This window comes from Curtobacterium sp. SGAir0471 (genome assembly GCF_005490985.1).
Lineage (GTDB): Bacteria > Actinomycetota > Actinomycetes > Actinomycetales > Microbacteriaceae > Curtobacterium.
The window spans coordinates 677,469-696,776 of sequence record NZ_CP027869.1; the positions used below are offsets into that span (position 1 = coordinate 677,469).

At 71.2% G+C, this 19,308-nt stretch carries 17 protein-coding genes; 10 read left to right on the forward strand and 7 right to left on the reverse strand.

The annotated features are described in order from the left end of the window. Position 1 precedes the first annotated feature (1 nt). Complete coding sequence (locus C1N91_RS03210) at positions 2-220, forward strand: hypothetical protein (RefSeq protein ID WP_137766577.1); 219 nt, start codon at positions 2-4, stop codon at positions 218-220. 41 nt (positions 221-261) lie between these two features. Here C1N91_RS03210 and C1N91_RS03215 read toward each other — a convergent pair whose 3' ends face one another. Then, the gene (locus C1N91_RS03215) at positions 262-1,140 is read right to left on the reverse strand and encodes a DUF808 domain-containing protein (protein ID WP_137766578.1); all 879 of its coding nucleotides are present in this window, start codon (positions 1,138-1,140) and stop codon (positions 262-264) included. Between the two features lie 252 nt (positions 1,141-1,392). Here C1N91_RS03215 and C1N91_RS03220 point away from each other — a divergent pair, with 252 nt between their 5' ends. Beyond that, positions 1,393-2,205 (forward strand): glycoside hydrolase family 16 protein, encoded by an 813-nt coding sequence (locus C1N91_RS03220; protein WP_137766579.1) that lies wholly within the window; start codon positions 1,393-1,395, stop codon positions 2,203-2,205. 54 nt (positions 2,206-2,259) lie between these two features. Here the strand turns inward: C1N91_RS03220 and C1N91_RS03225 are convergent, their stop codons facing one another. Next, entirely contained in the window at positions 2,260-2,568 is a 309-nt protein-coding gene (locus tag C1N91_RS03225) for a hypothetical protein (protein ID WP_137766580.1), read from the reverse strand. A gap of 65 nt (positions 2,569-2,633) precedes the next feature. Between C1N91_RS03225 and C1N91_RS03230 the strand changes: the two genes are divergently transcribed. Further along, positions 2,634-2,918 (forward strand): hypothetical protein, encoded by a 285-nt coding sequence (locus tag C1N91_RS03230; RefSeq protein ID WP_137766581.1) that lies wholly within the window; start codon positions 2,634-2,636, stop codon positions 2,916-2,918. 6 nt (positions 2,919-2,924) lie between these two features. Here the strand turns inward: C1N91_RS03230 and C1N91_RS03235 are convergent, their stop codons facing one another. Further along, positions 2,925-3,317, reverse strand: a complete 393-nt coding sequence (locus tag C1N91_RS03235; RefSeq protein ID WP_137766582.1) for a VOC family protein — start codon at positions 3,315-3,317, stop codon at positions 2,925-2,927. Between the two features lie 151 nt (positions 3,318-3,468). Here C1N91_RS03235 and C1N91_RS03240 point away from each other — a divergent pair, with 151 nt between their 5' ends. Together C1N91_RS03240 and C1N91_RS03245 are read left to right on the forward strand one after the other, a co-directional pair. Continuing rightward, positions 3,469-4,074, forward strand: coding sequence for a nucleotidyltransferase family protein (locus C1N91_RS03240; protein WP_137766583.1), 606 nt, complete (start codon positions 3,469-3,471; stop codon positions 4,072-4,074). Continuing rightward, positions 4,071-4,493 carry a hypothetical protein gene (locus C1N91_RS03245; protein WP_137766584.1) on the forward strand — a complete coding sequence of 141 codons (423 nt, stop codon included), beginning with the start codon at positions 4,071-4,073 and terminating at the stop codon, positions 4,491-4,493. The genes C1N91_RS03240 and C1N91_RS03245 overlap by 4 nt, the downstream gene beginning before the upstream one ends. Positions 4,494-4,544: 51 nt before the next feature. Here C1N91_RS03245 and C1N91_RS03250 read toward each other — a convergent pair whose 3' ends face one another. Both C1N91_RS03250 and C1N91_RS03255 read right to left on the reverse strand, forming a co-directional pair. Further along, entirely contained in the window at positions 4,545-5,135 is a 591-nt protein-coding gene (locus C1N91_RS03250) for a TetR/AcrR family transcriptional regulator (RefSeq protein ID WP_137766585.1), read from the reverse strand. A gap of 119 nt (positions 5,136-5,254) precedes the next feature. Then, a complete protein-coding gene (locus C1N91_RS03255; RefSeq protein WP_137766586.1) occupies positions 5,255-7,462 on the reverse strand; it encodes an MDR family MFS transporter in 2,208 nt (735 codons plus the stop codon). A gap of 183 nt (positions 7,463-7,645) precedes the next feature. On the opposite strand from C1N91_RS03255, the gene C1N91_RS03260 reads away from it, so the two are divergent. Then, complete coding sequence (locus tag C1N91_RS03260) at positions 7,646-9,508, forward strand: DEAD/DEAH box helicase (protein ID WP_254678323.1); 1,863 nt, start codon at positions 7,646-7,648, stop codon at positions 9,506-9,508. Between the two features lie 125 nt (positions 9,509-9,633). Here C1N91_RS03260 and C1N91_RS03265 read toward each other — a convergent pair whose 3' ends face one another. Then, entirely contained in the window at positions 9,634-10,563 is a 930-nt protein-coding gene (locus tag C1N91_RS03265; protein ID WP_137766587.1) for an NAD-dependent epimerase/dehydratase family protein, read from the reverse strand. Between the two features lie 119 nt (positions 10,564-10,682). Between C1N91_RS03265 and C1N91_RS03270 the strand changes: the two genes are divergently transcribed. From C1N91_RS03270 to opgC, 4 genes are all read left to right on the forward strand, one after another. Next, entirely contained in the window at positions 10,683-11,432 is a 750-nt protein-coding gene (locus C1N91_RS03270; RefSeq protein WP_137766588.1) for a TetR/AcrR family transcriptional regulator, read from the forward strand. Positions 11,433-11,546: 114 nt separating this feature from the next. Then, complete coding sequence (locus C1N91_RS03275) at positions 11,547-13,574, forward strand: glycosyltransferase (protein WP_254678324.1); 2,028 nt, start codon at positions 11,547-11,549, stop codon at positions 13,572-13,574. Further along, positions 13,571-13,984, forward strand: a complete 414-nt coding sequence (locus tag C1N91_RS03280) for an ATP-binding protein (RefSeq protein ID WP_175415892.1) — start codon at positions 13,571-13,573, stop codon at positions 13,982-13,984. The genes C1N91_RS03275 and C1N91_RS03280 overlap by 4 nt, the downstream gene beginning before the upstream one ends. Continuing rightward, positions 13,972-16,488, forward strand: coding sequence for an OpgC domain-containing protein (opgC, locus tag C1N91_RS03285; protein ID WP_137766590.1), 2,517 nt, complete (start codon positions 13,972-13,974; stop codon positions 16,486-16,488). Before C1N91_RS03280 ends, opgC begins: the two co-directional genes overlap by 13 nt. A gap of 208 nt (positions 16,489-16,696) precedes the next feature. Here opgC and C1N91_RS03290 read toward each other — a convergent pair whose 3' ends face one another. Next, positions 16,697-19,108 (reverse strand): FN3 domain-containing metallophosphoesterase family protein, encoded by a 2,412-nt coding sequence (locus C1N91_RS03290; protein ID WP_137766591.1) that lies wholly within the window; start codon positions 19,106-19,108, stop codon positions 16,697-16,699. Between the last annotated feature and the right edge of the window lie 200 nt (positions 19,109-19,308).

Sequence of the window (19,308 nt, forward strand, 5' to 3'; positions counted from 1 at the left end):
CATGGCACACCGGAACGACCTCACCTGGCAGCAGGACGGCGACGACTCCTGGTCAGCGTGGGTCGACGGGAGGCCGGTCGCGCGGATCACCCACGGTCAGCAGTACGAGCTCGTCTCGCAGGACGGCACGGTCCGCGGCTCCCACAGCGCACTCGGCAGCGCACGGGCGCAGCTCGAGGCCTGGTACCTCTGGGCGACGACCACCGACCCGGACGCCTGAGTCCGCCGCCGTCGCAGGACGGAGGCGCGTCGGTCCCGCGATCAGTGCGTGCGACCGCGCAGCCGGCCGATGCCGAGGACGACGCCGACGACGACCATGCCGAGCACGAGCCCGAACACGGCCGACACGGCGGTGTCGACGATCCACGTGACGACCGGGCCGGCGGCCTCGACCGCGTGCTCGATCGCGTGCAGCAGGTGCTCCGGTCCGGCCCAGAACGTCTCGGCCAGGTTCGCGATCACCAGGTGCCCACCGACCCAGAGCATCGCGACCGTCCCCACGATGCTGATGACGCGGAAGACCGTCGGCATGGCGCGCACGATCCGCGCTCCCGCTCGACGGGTCCGTCGCGAGTCGTTCTTCATCATCTGGAGCCCGATGTCGTCGACCTTCACCAGCAGTGCGACGGCGCCGTAGACCAGCGCGGTCATCCCGAGCCCGATCAGCGCGAGGGCGCCGACCTTCGGCCAGAAGGCGAGCCCGGTGTCCAGGCTCGACAGGGCGATGAGCATGATCTCGGTGCTCAGGATGAGGTCCGTGCGGACCGCGCCGAAGACGAGCTTGGGCTCCGTGGTCGGTTGGGCGTCGCCGCCGGCCTCGTGGTGCACGCCGAACCACTCGGTGACCTTCTCAGCCCCCTCGAAGCACAGGTACGTCCCACCGATGACCAGCAACCACGGGAGCACCCACGGCGCGAACGCCGACAGCAGCAGCGCCAGCGGGATGATGATGACGAACTTGTTGAACAGGCTGCCGAGCGCAATGCGTCCGACCACGGGGAGCTCGCGGGCCGGTTGCAGCCCCTGAACGTACTGCGGCGTGACCGCCGCGTCGTCGATGACGACCCCCGCGGTCTTCGCGCTGGCCTTGAGGGCCGCGGAGAGGATGTCGTCCACCACTGCGAGCAACCCGACTGACATGTCGCTCACCCTACTGGAGCGGTCCCCGGCGCCAGGACCGGCGCCAGGACCGGCGTCAGGCCCGGCGCCGTCTCGCGCGCGAGGTCAGACCGTTCTGCCCGTGTGATCGGGGGACATCGCCGCGCCTTCCCTGACAGCTCGGGGTGGGTTCACTGACGGCAGCCCTTCCCGAGCCGACACAGCTGGGCACACCGAGCACCACCACGGTGCGGCGACGCCACCCACGTCGCCGCCCCCAGGCAGGAGCGCCCCATGCAGTCCTCGATCGTCGCAGCCCTCACCGTCGCCGTGCTCGCAGCCAGCACGGTCGCCGGTGTCTCGACCCCCGTGCCCGCGTCCGCAGCAGACACGTCGAGCGGCACGACCCTCGCGCCGTCGGGTGACGTCGTGTCGAACGGACGGACGTGGAAGCAGACCTCCGTGCAGGACTTCTTCCGGAACGCGCCCGCAGGCACCTTCCGGATGAAGTACCCGCGCATCGGCCTGTACGACGGGTTCTCCGACACGAGCGGGCAGGGGCGGTACACGCCCTCGAAGGTGTTGAGCGTGCACGACGGCGTGCTCGACTTCTGGCTCCGGTCCGACCGCGGGCAGCCGCTCTCGGCGGCGCTGATGCCCGACGGGTACGCCCCGCACCGCACCGGCCGGGTGTCGATCCGCTACAAGACCACCGCGACCCCTGGTTACAAGTTCAGCGTGATCCTCTGGCCGTCGAGCGACGACTGGGACCAGGGGGAGATCGACTGGCCCGAGGCCACCCTCGGCGCGGCGCCCCGTCCGGCGTCAGCGATCCCGGGCAGCCTGCGGAACGGTGCCATGACGTTCGAGCCGGAGCGCGAGACGTTCGCGGCGACCGACTCGACCAGCTGGCACGTCGCCACGACGGAGTGGGACGACGACGTCGTCCGCTTCTACTGGGACGGCACGCTGGTCGCGTCGACGACGAAGGCCGTGCCGACGGAGCCGATGCGGGTCACGCTGCAGGCCGAGACCGACACCGGCTCGCGGGTGCCGGCGACCGCCTCGGGGCACGTGAGCGTCGACTGGATAGCGATCTACGACTGACGGGAGGCACGGTGCCGGTGGGCCGATCCGCTCACCGGCACCGCGCCTCCCGGCTCAGCCCGTGGTACGTCTCGCGGTCAGCCGGCCCGCGCCGAGCGGCAGCAGCCAGCTGCGGTAGGCGAACCGGTCGGCGTCACCGACCGTGCTGCTGGCGGCGCCGAAGCGCCACAGGCGGTTGAAGCAGGACACCCCGATCCGGGTGGATCCGTCGTCGGCGACCGCCCACGTCCCGGTGCCCCACTGGGCGGGGTGACCGACGCCGTCGATCGTCACCGTCGGTCGGGCGCCCCAGGTCAGCAGCGGACGATCGAGGTCGAGGGTGATCCGGCGCTTCGTCGTGCCGGACGGCTGCGGGGTGTCCATGCGGTCAGGGTAACGGCGTCCCGCACCCTGAACGCGTCCCGGTGGCGGTCCGTAGGCTCCGCTGCATGGCTGACTTCACCGCTGCACAGGCTGCCGTCGTCCGCATCGAGCGCGCCGAGGAGGGGCGGTGGGACCTGACCGTGATCAGCGACTCCGGCGTGCGCATGGGGCACGGCGTCTACCTGTTCGACGCGGCGTCCGACGACGCTGAGGACGAGCAGGCCGCGGCACTCGACTTCGTGCGCGAGTACGGCTTCCGCTTCGAGCCCGACGCCGTGGTGGCGGACGGGTCGGACGCCTTCTGGGCACCGCTGCTGCCGCTCGGGGCCGACCGGCCCGCGGCGGGCTGAGGCGGCTCAGCCCTGCGGGTCGAGGGCGGAGCGTTCGAAGCCGATCAGCCAGGTGACGCCGAACGCGTCGCGCACCGAGCCGTCCCAGTCGCCCCACGGCCGTTCCCGCAGGTCGTCGACGACCGTGCCGTCCGTCGCCAGGTCGGTGAACCAGCGGCGGAGCGCCTCGGGGGCGGCGGTCCCGAGCAGCGCGAGCAGCAGGCCGGAGGCTGTGAACGGGGCGTCGTCGGGCCCGGCGTCGGCGGCGAAGAGCCGGACGGGGCCGTCGAGTTCGCCGTGCGCCACAGCCGCCGGGGGACCGTCCTCGCGGCCGGCGTCCTCGTACGAGGCGATCCGGACCGCGCCACCGAAGACCTGCTGCCAGCGGGCGAGCGCCGTGCGAGCGGTGCCGGGGAGCAAGAGGTACGGGGTGGGGGCGGTGCCGTCCGTGCGCCGACGCTACCGCCGGACCGGCCAGCCGGCCAGGGGCGGTCGCGGTCGATGCGGGGCAGGTTCATCCCCTCGCTGGTAGGATTTCACCAGAACCGGTAGTTTTCTACCTGGAGGGCCGATGCAGCTGCACGAAACGATGCGGACGGTCACGCCGACTGTCGACGGCGACGTCCTCTCCGCTGTGGTCCGTGCTGGGCGGCCGGTCACGCTCCGTGAGATCGTCGACCTGGTCGACGGCCGCTCCTACGCGGGTGTCCGGAACGCAGCGGAACGTCTGGTCGAGCAGGGGGTCCTGCTCGGCGATCGCGTGGGTCGGACCAAGACGTTCGTGCTCAACGCCGACCACCTCGCGGCGGGCGCGATCGTGGCCCTGGCTCGGCAACGTGACGAGTTGCTGCGACGGTTGCGCGACGGCTGTGCGGCGATCCCGCTACGGTTCGCGGCGCTCTTCGGTTCCGGGGCCCGTGGGGACATGCGCCCGGACAGTGACCTCGACCTCTGCTTCGTCGTGGTCGACGGGTACCGGGACGAGGCGGAGCCACTCGTCCACGAGCTCTGCGACCGGGTGCGGCGCTGGACGGGCAACGCGACGCACGCCGTGCTGTTCGACGAGGCAGACCTCGACCCACAGGACGAGCTGCTGTCCTCGGTGGCGTCGGAGGGTGTTGTCATCGCAGGTGATGGTCGTTGGCTGGTCCGGAGGCTCCGTACCCTGGCTGGATGACTCCGCGCACGGGCACGACCGCCGTTGGGGACGATGCCTTCCGGCGCGGTCGGCTGAGGAAGGCATCGTCGTTCCTCGAGGCGGCCGAGGTCCTGCGCGAGATCGGCGGTGATCGTGGGGTGCTCACTGCTGCCTCCACGTACGCCGACGCCTTCGTCGTGCAGTGCGTGCTCAGCGGCATCGCCTCGGCCGACGCGATCTGTGTCGCGCGCACCGGACGGTACTCGCGATCGGGAGCGCATGACGAGGCCGTCCCTGTACTGCGGTCGGCAGCGGGGAACGCCGTGGCGCGACACCTCGAGGTGCTGCTCGCGGTCAAGAACAAGGCCGAGTACAACGCGCGGTCGGTGAGCGACGCCGACGTCGCCCGCGCCCATGCCGCCGCCGCAGCGCTCGAAGCGTTCGCGAGGTCCCTGTGAGTCCCGCGCCGCGCTGGGGTGCCGGGCAGCGGTGGCGCGATCGGGCCGAGGTCAGCCGGCGGCGATCGCGCCCATCTCGGCGACGACGGACCGGAGCTTCGCCGCGAGCTCGTCGCTGTCGCCGACGGTGTCCCGGTGCGCGACCTCGGACAGCGCCGACAGCACGAGCCCGACGGCCGTTCGCGCGGTCTGCTCGTCGGTGCGCGCCGACACCGTGGCCAGGAGTGACTGCCGCGACTCGGCCATCCACTGCATGACCATCGGCGCCATCTCCGGACGGAGCACGAGGAGCTCCTTCATCCGGCGGCGGTCCTGGGAGAGCGGGACGGTCGCGGCGATCAGGACGCACAGGTCGTCGACGAGCCGACCGTCCGCCTCGGCGAAGCGCGTCGCCGCCCACTCCGGCACCTCGACGGTGTCGAGGCCGAGCGCGGCGTGCGCCTTCGACGTGAAGTAGTTGAAGAACGTCCGCGGAGAGACGTCGGCGTCGCTGCAGATCTGCTCGACGGTGACGCCGTCGAGGCCGTGCTCGGACACGAGCGTGAGGGCGGCGTCGTGGAGCGCCTGCCGGGTCTGCTGCTTCTTCCGCTCGCGCAGCGTGCACGGCGCGGTGGCCGGCTCCGGTGCTGCTGTGGTGGTCACGTGCACTCCTGTGGTGCTGGTCGGCCACCGTGTCCACCGGTGGCTCGGATCTCTGTGCCGGACGGGTCCGGCACGGGGAGGCCGCCCGCACCCCGGCGCGGGGTGCGGGCGGCCGGGGGTCACCGACGCTGGGTCGGCGTGGAGCCGGTCATCGGCCCGGTGAACGATCCGGCCTCGGCTGCGGCGAGTCCGGCACGGGCCTCGAGGTCGGCCTCGCCCGAGGGCGCGGAACCGTCCTCGTCGCCGGACGATGACCCGTTGGCGGCATCGTGCTGCTCCTGCAGCGCCGAGCGCTGGCGGAGCGGCGGCACCCGGAAGAACCACGTGAGCACGAAGGCGAGCAGGATCACGCCGAGTCCGACCCAGTAGATCGTCACGGACGAGGCGTTGAAGCCCGCCATGAACGGCCGGGTGAGGCGGCTGTCGGCGCCGGTGAGGAACGAGGTGTCGTTCGTGCTGGTCGCCGCGGAGTCCGAGCTGGCACCGTCGTCGATCTTCTCCGCGAGCGCCGGCGTCAGCTCGTCGACCCAGTACGCGCGCTGCGAGGCGTTCGACCAGTCGACGGACACGGTGCCGTCCTGCACGCTCGCGTGGGCCTGCTCCGCCACCGCGTCGAGGGCAGCGGACTCGGCGCCCGGCGTGGCCGCCGCGACCTGCTGGTCGATCACGCCCTGGGCAGCGGCTGCGGGCACGGTGCCCGCGGCGACCTGCTGCTGCACGGCTGCGGTCACCTGCTGGGTGACGGCCTGGTCGGCCGCCTGCTTCGCCTGCGCCGACGCGTCGTCGAGCTGGGACTGCACGGTCTGCTGGAGCGGGGTGGTGATCGGGGCCCAGATCTTCTCGATCGCGCCCTGGTTCGCCGGCTTGCTCGCGACGGACGGGTCGAGTGCCGCGGACAGCGCCGGCTTGAGGTCGGCCTGGTTCGCGGTGGCGCTCAGGATGTTGTTCGGCATCACCGAGAACAGGACCGACAGCAGGACGGCCGTGCCGAGCGTGCCGCCGATCTGCCGGAAGAACGTGGCCGACGACGTCGCGACGCCCATGTCCCGGGCCTCGACCGAGCCCTGGGAGGCCAGGGTCAGCGACTGCATGACCGAGCCGAGCCCGAGCCCGATGAGGAACATGCCGATCATGAGGAACCAGAGCGGCTTGTCGATCGTCATGAAGGTCAGGACGACGTAGCCGGCGGACACCAGGAACGTGCCGATGACCGGGAAGATCCGGTAGCGGCCGACCCGGGCGACGATCTGACCCGAGGTGATCGACGCGATCATCAGGCCGCCGACGAGCGGCAGCGTGGCGAAGCCGGACTCGGTCGGGGTCAGGCCGACGACGATCTGCAGGTAGAGCGGGATGGTCAGCATGGCGCCGAACATCGCGAAGCCGACCAGGAAGCCGATTACGGTGGCCATCGAGAACGTGCCCGAGCGGAACAGCTTGAGCGGGATGATGGCCGCGTCGCCCATCTTCGACTCGACGAGCAGCAGTGCGACGAGGCCGAGCGCGCCGATCACGTAGCTGGCGATCGCGGCGGGGGAGCCCCAACCCCAGGTGCGGCCCTGCTCGGCGACGAGCAGCAGCGGCACGAGGGTGACGATGACCGCGGCGGCGCCCCACCAGTCGACCTTCGGCTTGTCGCCCGTGCCGTGCACCTTCGGCAGGTGCAGGAACACGATCACCATGATCAGCGCGGCAACGCCGATCGGGACGTTGATGAGGAGCACCCAGCGCCAGCCGGTGATCCAGAGGATCTCGGACGACCCGGCGAGCAGGCCGCCGATGAGCGGGCCGATGACGGACGAGATGCCGAACACGGCGAGGAAGTACCCCTGGTACTTCGCGCGCTCGCGCGGGGCGAGGATGTCGCCCATGATCGCCAGCGGCAGCGACATGAGCGCGCCGGCGCCGACACCCTGCACGGCACGGAAGGCCGCGAGCATGAGCATCGAGGTGGACATCGACGACAGCACGGCGCCGAGGATGAACACGACGATGCCGAAGATGTAGAGCGGCCGACGGCCGAAGATGTCGGAGAGCTTGCCGTAGATCGGCGTCGCGATGGTCGACGTGATCAGGTACGCGGTGGTCACCCACGCCTGCTGGTCGAGCCCGTGCAGGTCGTCGCCGATGGTGCGGATCGCCGTGCCGAACACCGTCTGGCCGAGGGACGACAGGAACATGCCCGCCATCAGGCCGTAGATCACCAGGAGGATCTGGCGGTGCGTCATGAGCGGCTGCTGGCCGGGTGCGCCGGACACTCCGGGTGCCGCGTCGGCCCCGGCGCCGTGGCGGCCGGGCTGCACCGAGACGGGTGCGGTGGCGGTCATCGAACTCCTTTTTCGTACTGTGTAACTTTGCAGACCGCGCAACGATACATCGGATGGTTCCGGAACGCAACTAAATACGGGACGGACGGGAGGCGCGTGGCGGCCCCGCCACGCGCCTCCCGTCCGTCCACAGCGCACCTGTCCGCGTCAACGGACGTCCGCCGTCCGAGGTACCGTTTCCGCATGAGCACGGACACCGCCACCACCACCGAGACCACCGACGAGGGGCCCGTGGTGACCTTCGCCGACCTCGGCCTGAGCGACCCGGTGCTCAAGGCCGTCAAGGACATCGGCTACGAGACCCCCTCCGCCATCCAGGAAGCGACGATCCCGACGCTGCTCGAGGGGCGCGACGTCGTCGGCCTCGCGCAGACCGGTACCGGCAAGACCGCGGCGTTCGCGCTGCCGATCCTGTCCCGCATGGAGTCGGGCAGCAAGGTGCCGCAGGCGCTCGTGCTGTCGCCGACCCGCGAGCTCGCGCTCCAGGTGTGCGAGGCGTTCGAGCAGTTCGCGTCGCACATGAAGCACGTGCATGTCCTGCCCGTCTACGGCGGCCAGGCGTACGGGGTCCAGCTGTCCGCCCTGCGCCGTGGCGTCGACGTCGTCGTCGGCACGCCCGGTCGCATCATGGACCACATCGCCAAGGGCACGCTCGACCTGTCCGAGCTGAAGTACCTCGTGCTCGACGAGGCCGACGAGATGCTCAAGATGGGCTTCGCCGAGGACGTCGAGACGATCCTCGCCGAGACGCCCGACGACAAGCAGGTCGCACTGTTCTCGGCGACGATGCCCGCGCAGATCCGTCGCATCTCGCAGCAGTACCTGACCGACCCGTCCGAGATCACGGTCAAGACCAAGACGAAGACCGCCGCGAACATCACGCAGCGCTACCTGATGGTGTCGTACCCGCAGAAGGTCGACGCGCTCACCCGCATCCTCGAGGTCGAGGACTTCGAGGGCATGATCATCTTCGTCCGCACCAAGAGCGAGACCGAGACCCTGGCCGAGAAGCTCCGCGCCCGCGGGTACGCCGCGGCTGCCATCAGCGGTGACGTCGCGCAGGCGCAGCGCGAGCGCACGGTCAACCAGCTCAAGACGGGCAAGCTCGACATCCTCGTCGCCACCGACGTCGCCGCCCGTGGTCTCGACGTGGACCGCATCACCCACGTCGTGAACTTCGACATCCCCGTCGACATCGAGTCCTACGTCCACCGCATCGGCCGCACCGGTCGCGCGGGCCGCAAGGGTGACTCGATCAGCTTCGTCACCCCGCGCGAGCGCCGGCTGCTCTCGGCCATCGAGCGCCACACCAAGCAGCCGCTCACGCAGATGCAGCTCCCGACGATCGAGGACGTCAACGAGACGCGCCTGAGCCGCTTCGACGACGCGATCACCGCGGCGCTCGAGCAGCACGACCGCATCGAGAAGTTCCGCGACGTCATCGCGCACTACGTCCGCAACCACGACGTCCCGGCGGAGGACGTCTCGGCTGCGCTCGCGGTGGTGGCGCAGGGCGACTCGCCGCTGCTGCTCGACCCGAACGAGGACCAGCTCCGCAACCAGGTCGATCGCGACGGTCGTCGTGGTGAGCGCCGTGACCGGGACGACGACCGTGGTGGCCGTGAGGACCGCGGGCCGCGCCGTTCGCAGCCGATGACCGCGTACCGCATCGAGGTCGGTCGTCGGCACCGGGTCGAGCCGCGCCAGATCGTCGGCGCGCTCGCGAACGAGGGCGGACTGCGCCGCGACGACTTCGGCGCGATCCAGATCCGACCGGACTTCTCGATCGTCGAGCTGCCCGAGAGCATGGACCCCGGCGTGCTCGACCGCCTGTCGGACACCCGGATCAGCGGGAAGCTCATCGAGATCAAGCCGGACCGCCGCGGTGGTGCCCGTCGGTACGACCGCGACGACCGGGGTCCGCGTGGCCCCCGTCGAGACGACCGTGGTCCGCGTCGCGACGACGACCGTCCGCGCCGTGACGACCGGCGTGACGACCGTCCCCGCTACGACGACGACCGTCCGGCACGCAAGCCGCGCCACTGACGTCCGCGGGAGAGGTCGACCCGGCGGCTCCGTGACGCGACCGCGTGATCGGGCGGTCCGAGGTCGGGCGCAGACGGGAGTGCGCCGACCTGCCGGAGGTGGGTCGCGCCTCCCGTCCGTTCCGATCAGGCGGCCAGTCCGTCGACCGTGCGCCGGCAGACCTCGTCCCACGGCATCGGACCGAACCCGAAGTGCGCCCGGGTCTCGGTGTCGTCGACGACGTAGGGCGCCGTCCACTGGTACCCGAGCTGCGCGACCTCCCGCATGAACGGGACCACCGTGCCGACGGTGCGGAGCAGACCGATCGGCAACGAGCGCACCCGGACGGCAGGTCGACCGGCCGTCCGGAGCACGTCGGTCAGGACCTGCTCCTGGGTCCGCGGCGCGTTGGTCGGCACGATCCAGGTCCGGCCGTGCGCCCGCTCGTCGTCCGCGGCGGCGACGAGGAGCCGTGCGACGTCGCCGACGTCGGTGTACGAGTGCGGCTGGTCGGACCTCCCGATCACGGTGACGGGCTTCCCGCGCATCGCGGTCGGCAGCACGCGGGTGACGTGCCCGTTGTCCCCGGTGCCCGGGCCCACGTAGTCGGCGCCGCGGACCTCCACCGTGCGGACGCGACCGGCCTCGTGCGAGGCCAGGGCATCGGCCCACATCCTCGCCCGCAGGACGCCCTTGTGGTCGGTCGCGGCGTCGGGCAGGTCGGCGTGCATCGGACCGTCGACCGGGCCGTACGGGTACAGGTTGCCCGTGATCGCGTACACGGCGCCGGTGCGCTCGGCCGTGGTGAGGAGCGAGGACGCCAGCGGCGGCCACACCCGCTCCCACTGCGTGTAGTCGCCCGGGTTGGCGCAGTTGTGGAGCGCGGCGGCGCCGTCCGTGACGGTGGTCAGCGCGTCCGCGTCGGCGGCGTCGAGTGCGACGTGCCGGACGTCGGGCAGTCCGGTGTTGCGTCCGGAGCGGGTGACGACGACGACCTCGTCGCCGCGCTCGGACAGCAGTGCCGCGGTGTGGCGGCCGACCGGGCCGGCGCCGACGACGACGTGGTGACGGGACATGGTTCCTCCTGAGTTCGGGAGAGCACTGCTCTCGGAAGTCATCATGCGGCCTTGCCGCGAGCATTGCAAGAGCGGTGCTCTCGTTTGTGGTCGGTGCTCTCGCGTGGCACGCTGGAGACATGGCGGAGCAGGCGAGGACCGCGCGGTCCCGGGCACGGGAGGCCGTGCACGCGAGCATCCTCGCGGCTGCGCGCGCCCGCCTCACCGAGGAGGGGCCGGCGCAGCTGAGCCTGCGCGCCGTCGCGCGGGACGTCGGTCTGGTGTCCTCCGCCGTGTACCGGTACTTCCCGAGCCGCGACGACCTGCTCACCGCACTGCTCGTGCTCGACTACGACGAGCTCGGTGCCGCGGTCGAGGCGGCGGAGGCACCGATCGACCGTGCCGACCACGTCGGCCGGTGGGTCGCCGCCTGCCGCGCCGTCCGGCAGTGGGCGGTCGACCACCCCGGCGACTTCGCGCTCCTGTACGGCTCGCCGGTCCCGGGCTACGTCGCGCCGCAGGACACGATCGAGCCCGCCTCGCGCACGACCCACGTGCTCGTCCGCGTGGTCACCGACGCGTGGGCGGACGTCGCCGGGGCGGAGCTGCCGCCGGACTGGAGGCTCGGTTCCGGCCCGTCGATCGGCGCACGACCCGGGGCGCCCGCCTCCGTCGCCGACGCGGTCGCCTACACGCGGGCGCGCGGCTTCCACGACGACCCGTCGCCCGAGGTCGTCCTGCGGACCCTGATGGCCTGGACGACGGTGTTCGGCGTCCTGTCGTTCGAGCTCTTCGGCCACGCGGTCGGCTCGGTGACCGATCCGGAGGCCTACTTCGACGAGGTCGTCGTCCGCCTGGCGCACGACCTGGGGCTGGCGGACTCCCGCTGAGCCGTTCTCATCCCCCGATCGGGGCGTCTGGCTGACAGCGACGTTCGCCTGCGGTAGACAGGGCGGTACGGCGCACTCACCCAGCGCTGGCCGGCTGCAGCAGGAAGGACGCCGATGACCGCGCTCGACGTCAGCCGTCAGGACCGTCGCCGACTCACCACCGGCACCGCGACCAGGCGGCTCGTGACCGTGCGCACCGTCGCGCTGCTCGCGTCGATCGCCGGCGTGAACTACATCGTCTGGCGTTGGGCCGCGTCGGTGAACTGGCACTCGTGGTGGATCGCGGTGCCGCTGATCCTCGCCGAGACCTACAGCGTGATCGACTCGCTCCTGTTCGCCTTCGGGGCGTGGCGGCTCCGCGAGCGCGGGGAACCGCCGACGAAGCCCGCCGGTGACGTCACCGTCGACGTGTTCATCACGACCTACAACGAGCCGGTGGACCTGGTCGTCCGCACCGCCCGGGCCGCGAAGGCGATCACGCACCCGCACCAGACCTGGATCCTCGACGACGGCAACCGGCCGGAGATGCGCGCCGCCGCCGAGTCGCTCGGCATCGGGGTCATCACACGCGGCGCCGACTGGGTCGACCGGCCGCGCCACGCCAAGGCCGGCAACCTCAACAACGCGCTGCTCGCCACGCAGGGCGAGTTCCTGCTCATCCTCGACGCCGACCAGGTCCCCGAGCCGTCGATCCTCGACCGCACCCTCGGCTACTTCAAGGACGAGCGGATGGCGCTCGTCCAGACGCCGCAGTGGTTCGAGAACGTGCCGGAGGCCGATCTGCTCGGCAGCCAGGCGCCCCTGTTCTACGGCCCGATCCAGCAGTCGAAGGACGGCTGGAACGCCGCGTTCTTCTGCGGCTCGAACGCGATCCTGCGGCGCGAGGCGCTCATGCAGCTCGGCGTGACCCGGTACGTGCGCGAGGTCGAGGAGTCGGTCGAGCGGACGATCAAGACGTCGCGGAAGCTGCTCGCACGCGCCCGTGAGACCGAGACCGACCCGCGGGTGCTCGACGCGCTCGACGGGGCCGAGCAGGTCGTCGACCGGGCCCGTGACCAGATCGACCGAGGCGAACCGCTCGGCGACGTCACCTACGACTTCCAGCGCGGCATCGACGCGATCGCCTACCGGTTCGCGGCCGCCGACCTCGAGTCGGTGCGTCGCGACCTGCAGGAACTCGCGGCGATGTCGACCGAGGCGGACACGTTCGCTGGCCTCGACGACGCGGCCCTCGACGTGCTGGGCCGCCGCGACGCCTCGCCCGTGGCCGCCATCGAGTCGATCGCGGTGCTCGCCCGCGCGCTCGACGTCAACCGCGACGACGAGGCGCAGCCGATCATGCCGCTCGCCACGATCTCCGTGACCGAGGACATGGCCACCGCGATGCGCCTGCACGGGCTCGGCTGGCGGTCGGCCTACCACGACGAGATCCTGGCGAAGGGCCTGGCGCCCGAGGACCTGCCGACCATGCTCGTGCAGCGGCTCCGTTGGGCGCAGGGCACCATGCAGGTGTTCTTCCGCGAGAACCCCCTGGTGCAGAAGGGCCTGTCGTGGGGCCAGCGCCTCATGTACTTCTCCACGATGTGGAGCTACCTGTCGGGCTTCGCGGCGATCGTCTACATCGCGGCGCCGGTGCTCTGCCTGTCGTTCGGCGTGGTGCCGGTGCAGGCCTACAGCGTGGACTTCTTCGTGCGGCTCATCCCGTTCCTCGTGCTCAACCAACTGCTGTTCTGGGTGGTGGCGGCGGGCAGACCGACGTGGCGCGGCCAGCAGTACTCGCTCGCGCTCTTCCCGGTCTGGATCGAGTCCGTCACGAGCGCGTTCGAAAACGTCTTCCGTGGCAAGCCCCTCGGCTTCCGGGTGACGCCGAAGGTGCGCGAGGAGTCGGACCAGCGACCGCGGTGGGACCTCGTCAAGCCGCAGCTGTACGCGATGGGAGCGCTCGTCGCCGCCCTCGTGCTGATCGCGATCCGCTACGCGACCGGACAGGCCGACGGCATCGCGCCGCTCGTGAACACCGCGTGGGTGGTGTTCGACCTCTTCATCTTCAGCATCGTCGTCCGCGCGGTGCTCTACCGCGGACCCGAGGCAGGGACGGTGCAGTCCGAGCACGTGTCCTCGACGGCAGGAGGCCCGCTGTGACCGACCATCACCTGACCTTCGAGGTCCCGGCCGTCACGGAGTCGCTCGACGTCGTGCAGGACCGCTTCGGCGCCTGGTGGGACTCGCTGGGGATCGACGACGTCCGGCTCCGGTTCTCGCTCGAGACCGCCCTGGCCGAGATCGCTGCGAACATCGTCGAGCACACGCGCCGCACCGACGTCGAGGCCGGGCGCGGGTACTCGGTCACGCTCTCGGTGACCGACCACGAACTCGTCGCGGTGCTCGCCGACAACGGGCGCCCCGCGGACGTCGACCTGTCCGCGGTGACGATGGCCGACCCCGACGAGGAGAGCGGTCGCGGCCTCGCGCTCGCGATCGCCGCGCTCGACCGCCTCGAGCACGAGCACACCGGTGGACGGAACGTCTGGACCCTGGCGTGCAACCGGTGAGGGGCGCCCTGGCGAAGGCCGTCGCGTTCCTCGTCGTCGTGGGGACGCTGCTGCTCGGCGGCGCCCTGCCCGCCTCGGCGGTGTCCGCTCCGGACCGCGCCGGCGAGACCCCGTCCGACGGGCGCGTCTGGTTCGGTCCCGACCTCGACTGGGGGAGCGACGCCCCCGACGGCTACGAGGGCCGGCTCGGGGCGACGCCGTCGGTCTACGGCGTCGAGATCGAGTACCCCTTCGACCGCAGTGCGCGGGACGAGTTCCTCCGGGCTACCCGGGCCGCCGCGACCCAGGGTGCGGTGCTCGCCGTGAGCCTGGAGCCCTCGCGCTCGCTGCGGTCCCTCACGAAGGCCGACGCCACCGCGGCGAACCGGCTGTTCGAGGAGGTCCACCGGCAGTACGACACCCAGCTGCTCGTCCGCTTCGCCCCGCAGATGAACGGCACGTGGGTGCGCTGGGGCCAGCAGCCGACGGCGTTCATCCCGGCGTTCCGGACGCTCGCCGCGGCCGTGCACGCCGGCGACTCCGAGGCCGCGATGGTCTGGTCGCCCTCGTACGGCGCCGGCTACCCGTTCGGCGAGTCCGCCGGACGACTGCAGGACCTGTCGGACACCGACGTCGCCAAGCTCGACACCAACGGCGACGGTCGGCTCACCGCGGCCGACGACCCCTACGGCCCGTACTGGCCGGGCGCCGCGAGCGTCGACTGGGTCGGGTTGTCGATGTTCTCCTTCGGCAAGGGCAAGGCCACCGAGGCCGCCGGCCGCGACGTCCCGCTGACCAGCAACGAGGTCCCGGAGGACGGCGAGGTCGCCGGGCGCTTCGACGAGACCTGGGGCTACGAGCAGCCGCAGACCGAGGGCACCTTCACCGAGCGCTTCGCGCAGGGCGAGGACCGCCCGATGCTGCTCGACACCGGGGCCCTGTACGACCACTCGCTGCGCGGTGCCGCCGAGCTGTCGGTGAAGCAGGGGTGGTGGCGACAGGTCATCGCCGCGGTGCAGGACCACCCCGAGGTCCGGGGCGTGACCTTCCTCGAGACGAACCGTCGCGAGCCCGAGGCCGGCAACCGCGTCGCCGACTGGCGGGACACCGCGGACCCCGGCATCGCGGGGTCGTTCCGCACGGACCTCGAGCAGGCCGGGGACTTCGTCTTCGGGCCGGTGACCGAGCGCGTCACGCAGCAGGAGGGCGCGGCGGCGATCAGCCAGCAGTACGAGACCGGCGGCGACCAGATGGCGTGGATCGTCTGGTGCGCGTTCGGTCTGGCGGCGGCGTTCCTGCTCAGCGGCCTCGTCGGGCGACTGCTGCCGAGCTGGCGGTACCCCGACGACGGCAAGCCCGGCCGTGACCTGCGTCTCGACCTGTTCCGCGGGTTCATCATCCTGGCGGTGGTGATCACGCACATCGAGATCGGTGGGCCGTACTCGTACATCACGCTGCACGCCACGGGTGCGATCACGGGCGCGGAGATGTTCGTGTTCCTGTCCGGCATGGTGCTCGGCATGACCTACCCCTTCGCGATCAAGAAGTTCGGCGAGTGGGTCGCTGCGGTCGGCGCGTGGAAGCGCGCGCGGAAGCAGTACCTCGTCACCCTGGCGGTGATCCTGGTCGTCTTCGCACTGAGCTTCGTGCCGTTCCTCAACACGGACGCGATCACGACCTTCACCGACCGGGGGACCGGCACCGGGGGCGTCGGGGCCGAGGGTCGCGTCTACGACCTGTACCCGAACGCGATGCAGCTCCTGGCCTACCCGCCGCCCTGGTTCGCGATCCGGCAGTTCCTGCTGCTCGAGATGGGGCCGTGGCCGTTCAACATCATGGGCCTCTTCGTGGTGCTCAGTCTGTTCATCCCGCTGTGCATGTGGGTGATCAAGCGCGGCTTCTGGTGGGCGCTGCTCGTGGTGAGCTGGGGACTGTACGTGCTCCAGGCGCTGATGCCGGAGCTCCGGCCGCTGGACTCGCAGTTCGAGTCGGTGTTCCCGCTGCTGACCTGGCAGGTCGTCTTCACGCACGGGCTCGTGCTCGGCTACTACCGCCGACAGGTCATCGGCGCGCTGACCGGCCGGCTCGGCAAGGTGCTGATCGGCATCGGCGTCACCGGGTACGCGCTGTTCCTGGTCTACGTGTGGGCGGGGAACCACTTCGGCTTCACCCCGGTGCCGTTCCCCGCGTCGATGTACGACGACCTGTACAACACGGCCTACCAGCGCGTCGACCTGCAGTGGGGGCGTCTGGTCGACATCGCGTTCTTCGCGATCGTGTCGTACGCGATCCTCACGGTGTTCTGGAAGCCGATCAACGCCGTCATCGGGTGGCTGTGGATCCCGATCGGTCAGGCGAGCCTCTACGTCTTCGTCTGGCAGGTGTTCTTCGCGCTGGCCATCGCGTCGATCCCGGGCGTCGACTGGTTCAACGGCTGGATCGGCTTCGCGGCCCACACGGCCCTGATCCTGCTCGTCTGGTACATGATCCGGAAGCGGTTCATGTTCTCGGTCATCCCGCGCTGACCCGCGTGGCCGGCGTGCCCGTGCAGCGTCCCGTTCGTTCCGTGAAGGCGACAGCGTCCCGCGAACCATCCGCGGTCATCTGTCGCCTTCGCGGATGCGTGCGGCACCGCCTGACCGCATGACCGCCCGACCGCACGGACGGACCGGCCGATGCACGGGAGGCGCGGTGCGGGTCGGACCCGCACTGCGCCTCCCGTCCGTGCTCGCGTCAGGCGCGGCGGCGACGCACCAGGGCGATGCCCAGTCCCGCGGCCAGCGCCAGGGCGCTGCCCGCGGCGAGCGGCAGCACGTCGGCGCCGGTGAACGCGAGTGCCCCCGACTGCCGGTCGGCGGGTGCTGCCGTCCCCGGGTCCACGACGAAGGCGAAGGTGCCCCACGTGGCGACCGACCCGTCGGCGCGCTGGCCGACGAGCGTGTGCTCGCCCGCCGCGAGGTCGACCGGCAGCTGCAGGGTCAGCACCCCGTCGTCGTCGGTCGGGTCGTCACCGAGGTACTCGACGTCGGAGTGCACGAACCAGTCGAGCGGTGCGCCGGCGAGCTCGCGGGGGACGGTGACGGTCACGGTGCCCGCCTCCTCGTCGACGGCATCGACCCGCAGCGTGTGGGTCGCCTCGGTGAGCGTCGCGAGGTCAGCGGCGACGGGGACCTCGTCGGTCGGCGTGCCGGGGTCGGTCGGGTCGGTCGGCTCCGTGCCGGGGTCGGTCGGGTCGGTGCCCGGGTCCGTCGGGTCGGTGCCCGGGTCCGCCGGCTTCTGCAGCGTGACCCGGTCCACCACCGACACGTCCGCCGAGCGGTAGGTCGTCATCGTGATGGCGGCGTCCGAGACCTCCACGTTCGTGAAGTTCGGCGTGTACTCCTGGTTCTGCACCGCGGCGAAGTCGAACGGGCCGGGCTCGATGTCGTAGTACTTGCTCCCCGACGACGAGTTCGCCGTGACGTAGAGCACCTCGTCACCGGTCGGCGTGACCGTCTCCGCGGGGGCACCGGTACCGACCGGGGTCGTCCCGCTCATCAGGTAGCTGCGGACGTACACGTGGTCGTGGCCCATGAGCACCAGGTCGACGTCGAGCGCGCTGAGGGCCGGCGGCAGGTCGGCGCGTCGGGTGATGATGTCCGAGTCGTCCGAGTGCGACGCGGTGCTGTAGACCGAGTGGTGGAAGGTGACGACCTTCCAACGGGCCTCGTCGCCGTGCTCCGCGAGCACCTCCCGGGCGAACTCGGCGTGCCCGGCGTCGTCCGTGTCGTTCGAGTTGAACGAGATGTAGAGCGTGTCGCCGTACGTGAACCAGTAGTCGCCACCGGCACGGGCTGCGTCGGGCTTGCCGTGGTCGGCGGACACGTTCGGCAGGGTGAAGTGCTGCTCGTACGCCAGGCTCGCGACGTCGTGGTTGCCGATGTTCGTCACGAGCGGGATGCGCCGCAGCTGGTCGGGGGAGAGGAACCCCTCGTACTGCGCCTCGTTCGACGCGGTGTTCACCTGGTCACCAGCGGAGAAGATCATCTCCGAGTCCGGGAACGCTCGCTCGGCCACGTCGAGCGTGGCGTTCCAGCCCGCGGTGTCCGCATCCGCGTCGCCCGAGGCGCCGATCTGGGCGTCACCGATGAAGACGAACGAGTAGGCGCCGTCGCCGTCGCCGGTGCGGAACGTCGTCACGGGGCTCCAGCCGTCGGTGTCGCTGCCGACCCGGTAGGCGTACTCCGTCGACGGGGCCAGGCCGTCGAGGGTCGCGTGGTGGTACTGCTGTCCGTCGGTGGCGGTGCCGGAGGTGCTCGCGACCTCGGTGGCGCCGGACTCCGGGAACGCGCCGGCGACGAGCGACGACGCGGGGACGAGCTGTGCGACCTCGGCCGACGTCGAGTCCGAGTACCAGGCGAGGTTCCGCGAGCCCTCGTCGGACCCGACCGTCATGACCACGTCCGAGATCTGCGCGGGGACGTCGGCCGCCACGGGGACGAGCGACTCCATGTCGAAGTAGACGTCCGAGCTGTTCGAGCGGCCCTGGTACAGGGCGACGGCGACCTCGTTGGTGCCCTCGCGCAGGACCGAGGCGTCGACGGAGAAGGTGCTCTCGTCCGGGTCGCCGCCGTTGTCCCCGGCGTACTGCACGTTCTGGGTCACGCCGGAGTCCTCGAAGCCCGCGACCCGCTGGCCGTTGACGTACACGACCAGGGCGTCGTCGTAGGTGACGTCGGCGGTGAGGGACCTCCACGCGGCGAGGTCGGTGGCATCCGCCTCGAACGAGGTCCGGAAGAAGTACGTCGGTACGTCCTTGCCGTCGGCGAGGTACTGCTCGAGCAGGGTGTCGACGGCGTGTCCGCCGCCCATGCCCGTCGCCGCGCCGTTCTTCGCGCCGAACGAGCCCGTCCCGGTCTTCCACGCCCCCTCGGGCAGCGCACCCGTGGTCCACACGGTGCGGTCGGTCTGTCCGGCGGCGGGGTCGGAGCCGTCCTCGAGGTACTGCCAGGTCGTGGTGCCGGAGGCGATGAGCGGTGCCGCTGCGGCGGAGGCGCTCGGTGCAGCGCCGACCAACGTGGTCGCGGCGATCGCAGCGATGGTGGCGGTGGCGGCTCCGAGCGTGCGCGCGGTGCGTCGGCGTCGGGCGGGGTGGTGCGAGGTCATGGTGTCCTTGTCGTCGTGACCCCCTCGTGGGGGCCTCACGACATCCGACCCTGCTGCGTTGACGCACAGGTTTCCGGCGGTCGTACGGACATGGAACTGTCAGGACGCACAGCTCCCGTGGTCCGGTCCCGTGGGTGCGTCACGAGGACGGACGGGAGGCGCGGTGCCGGCCCGCACCGCGCCTCCCGTCCGCCGTGTGG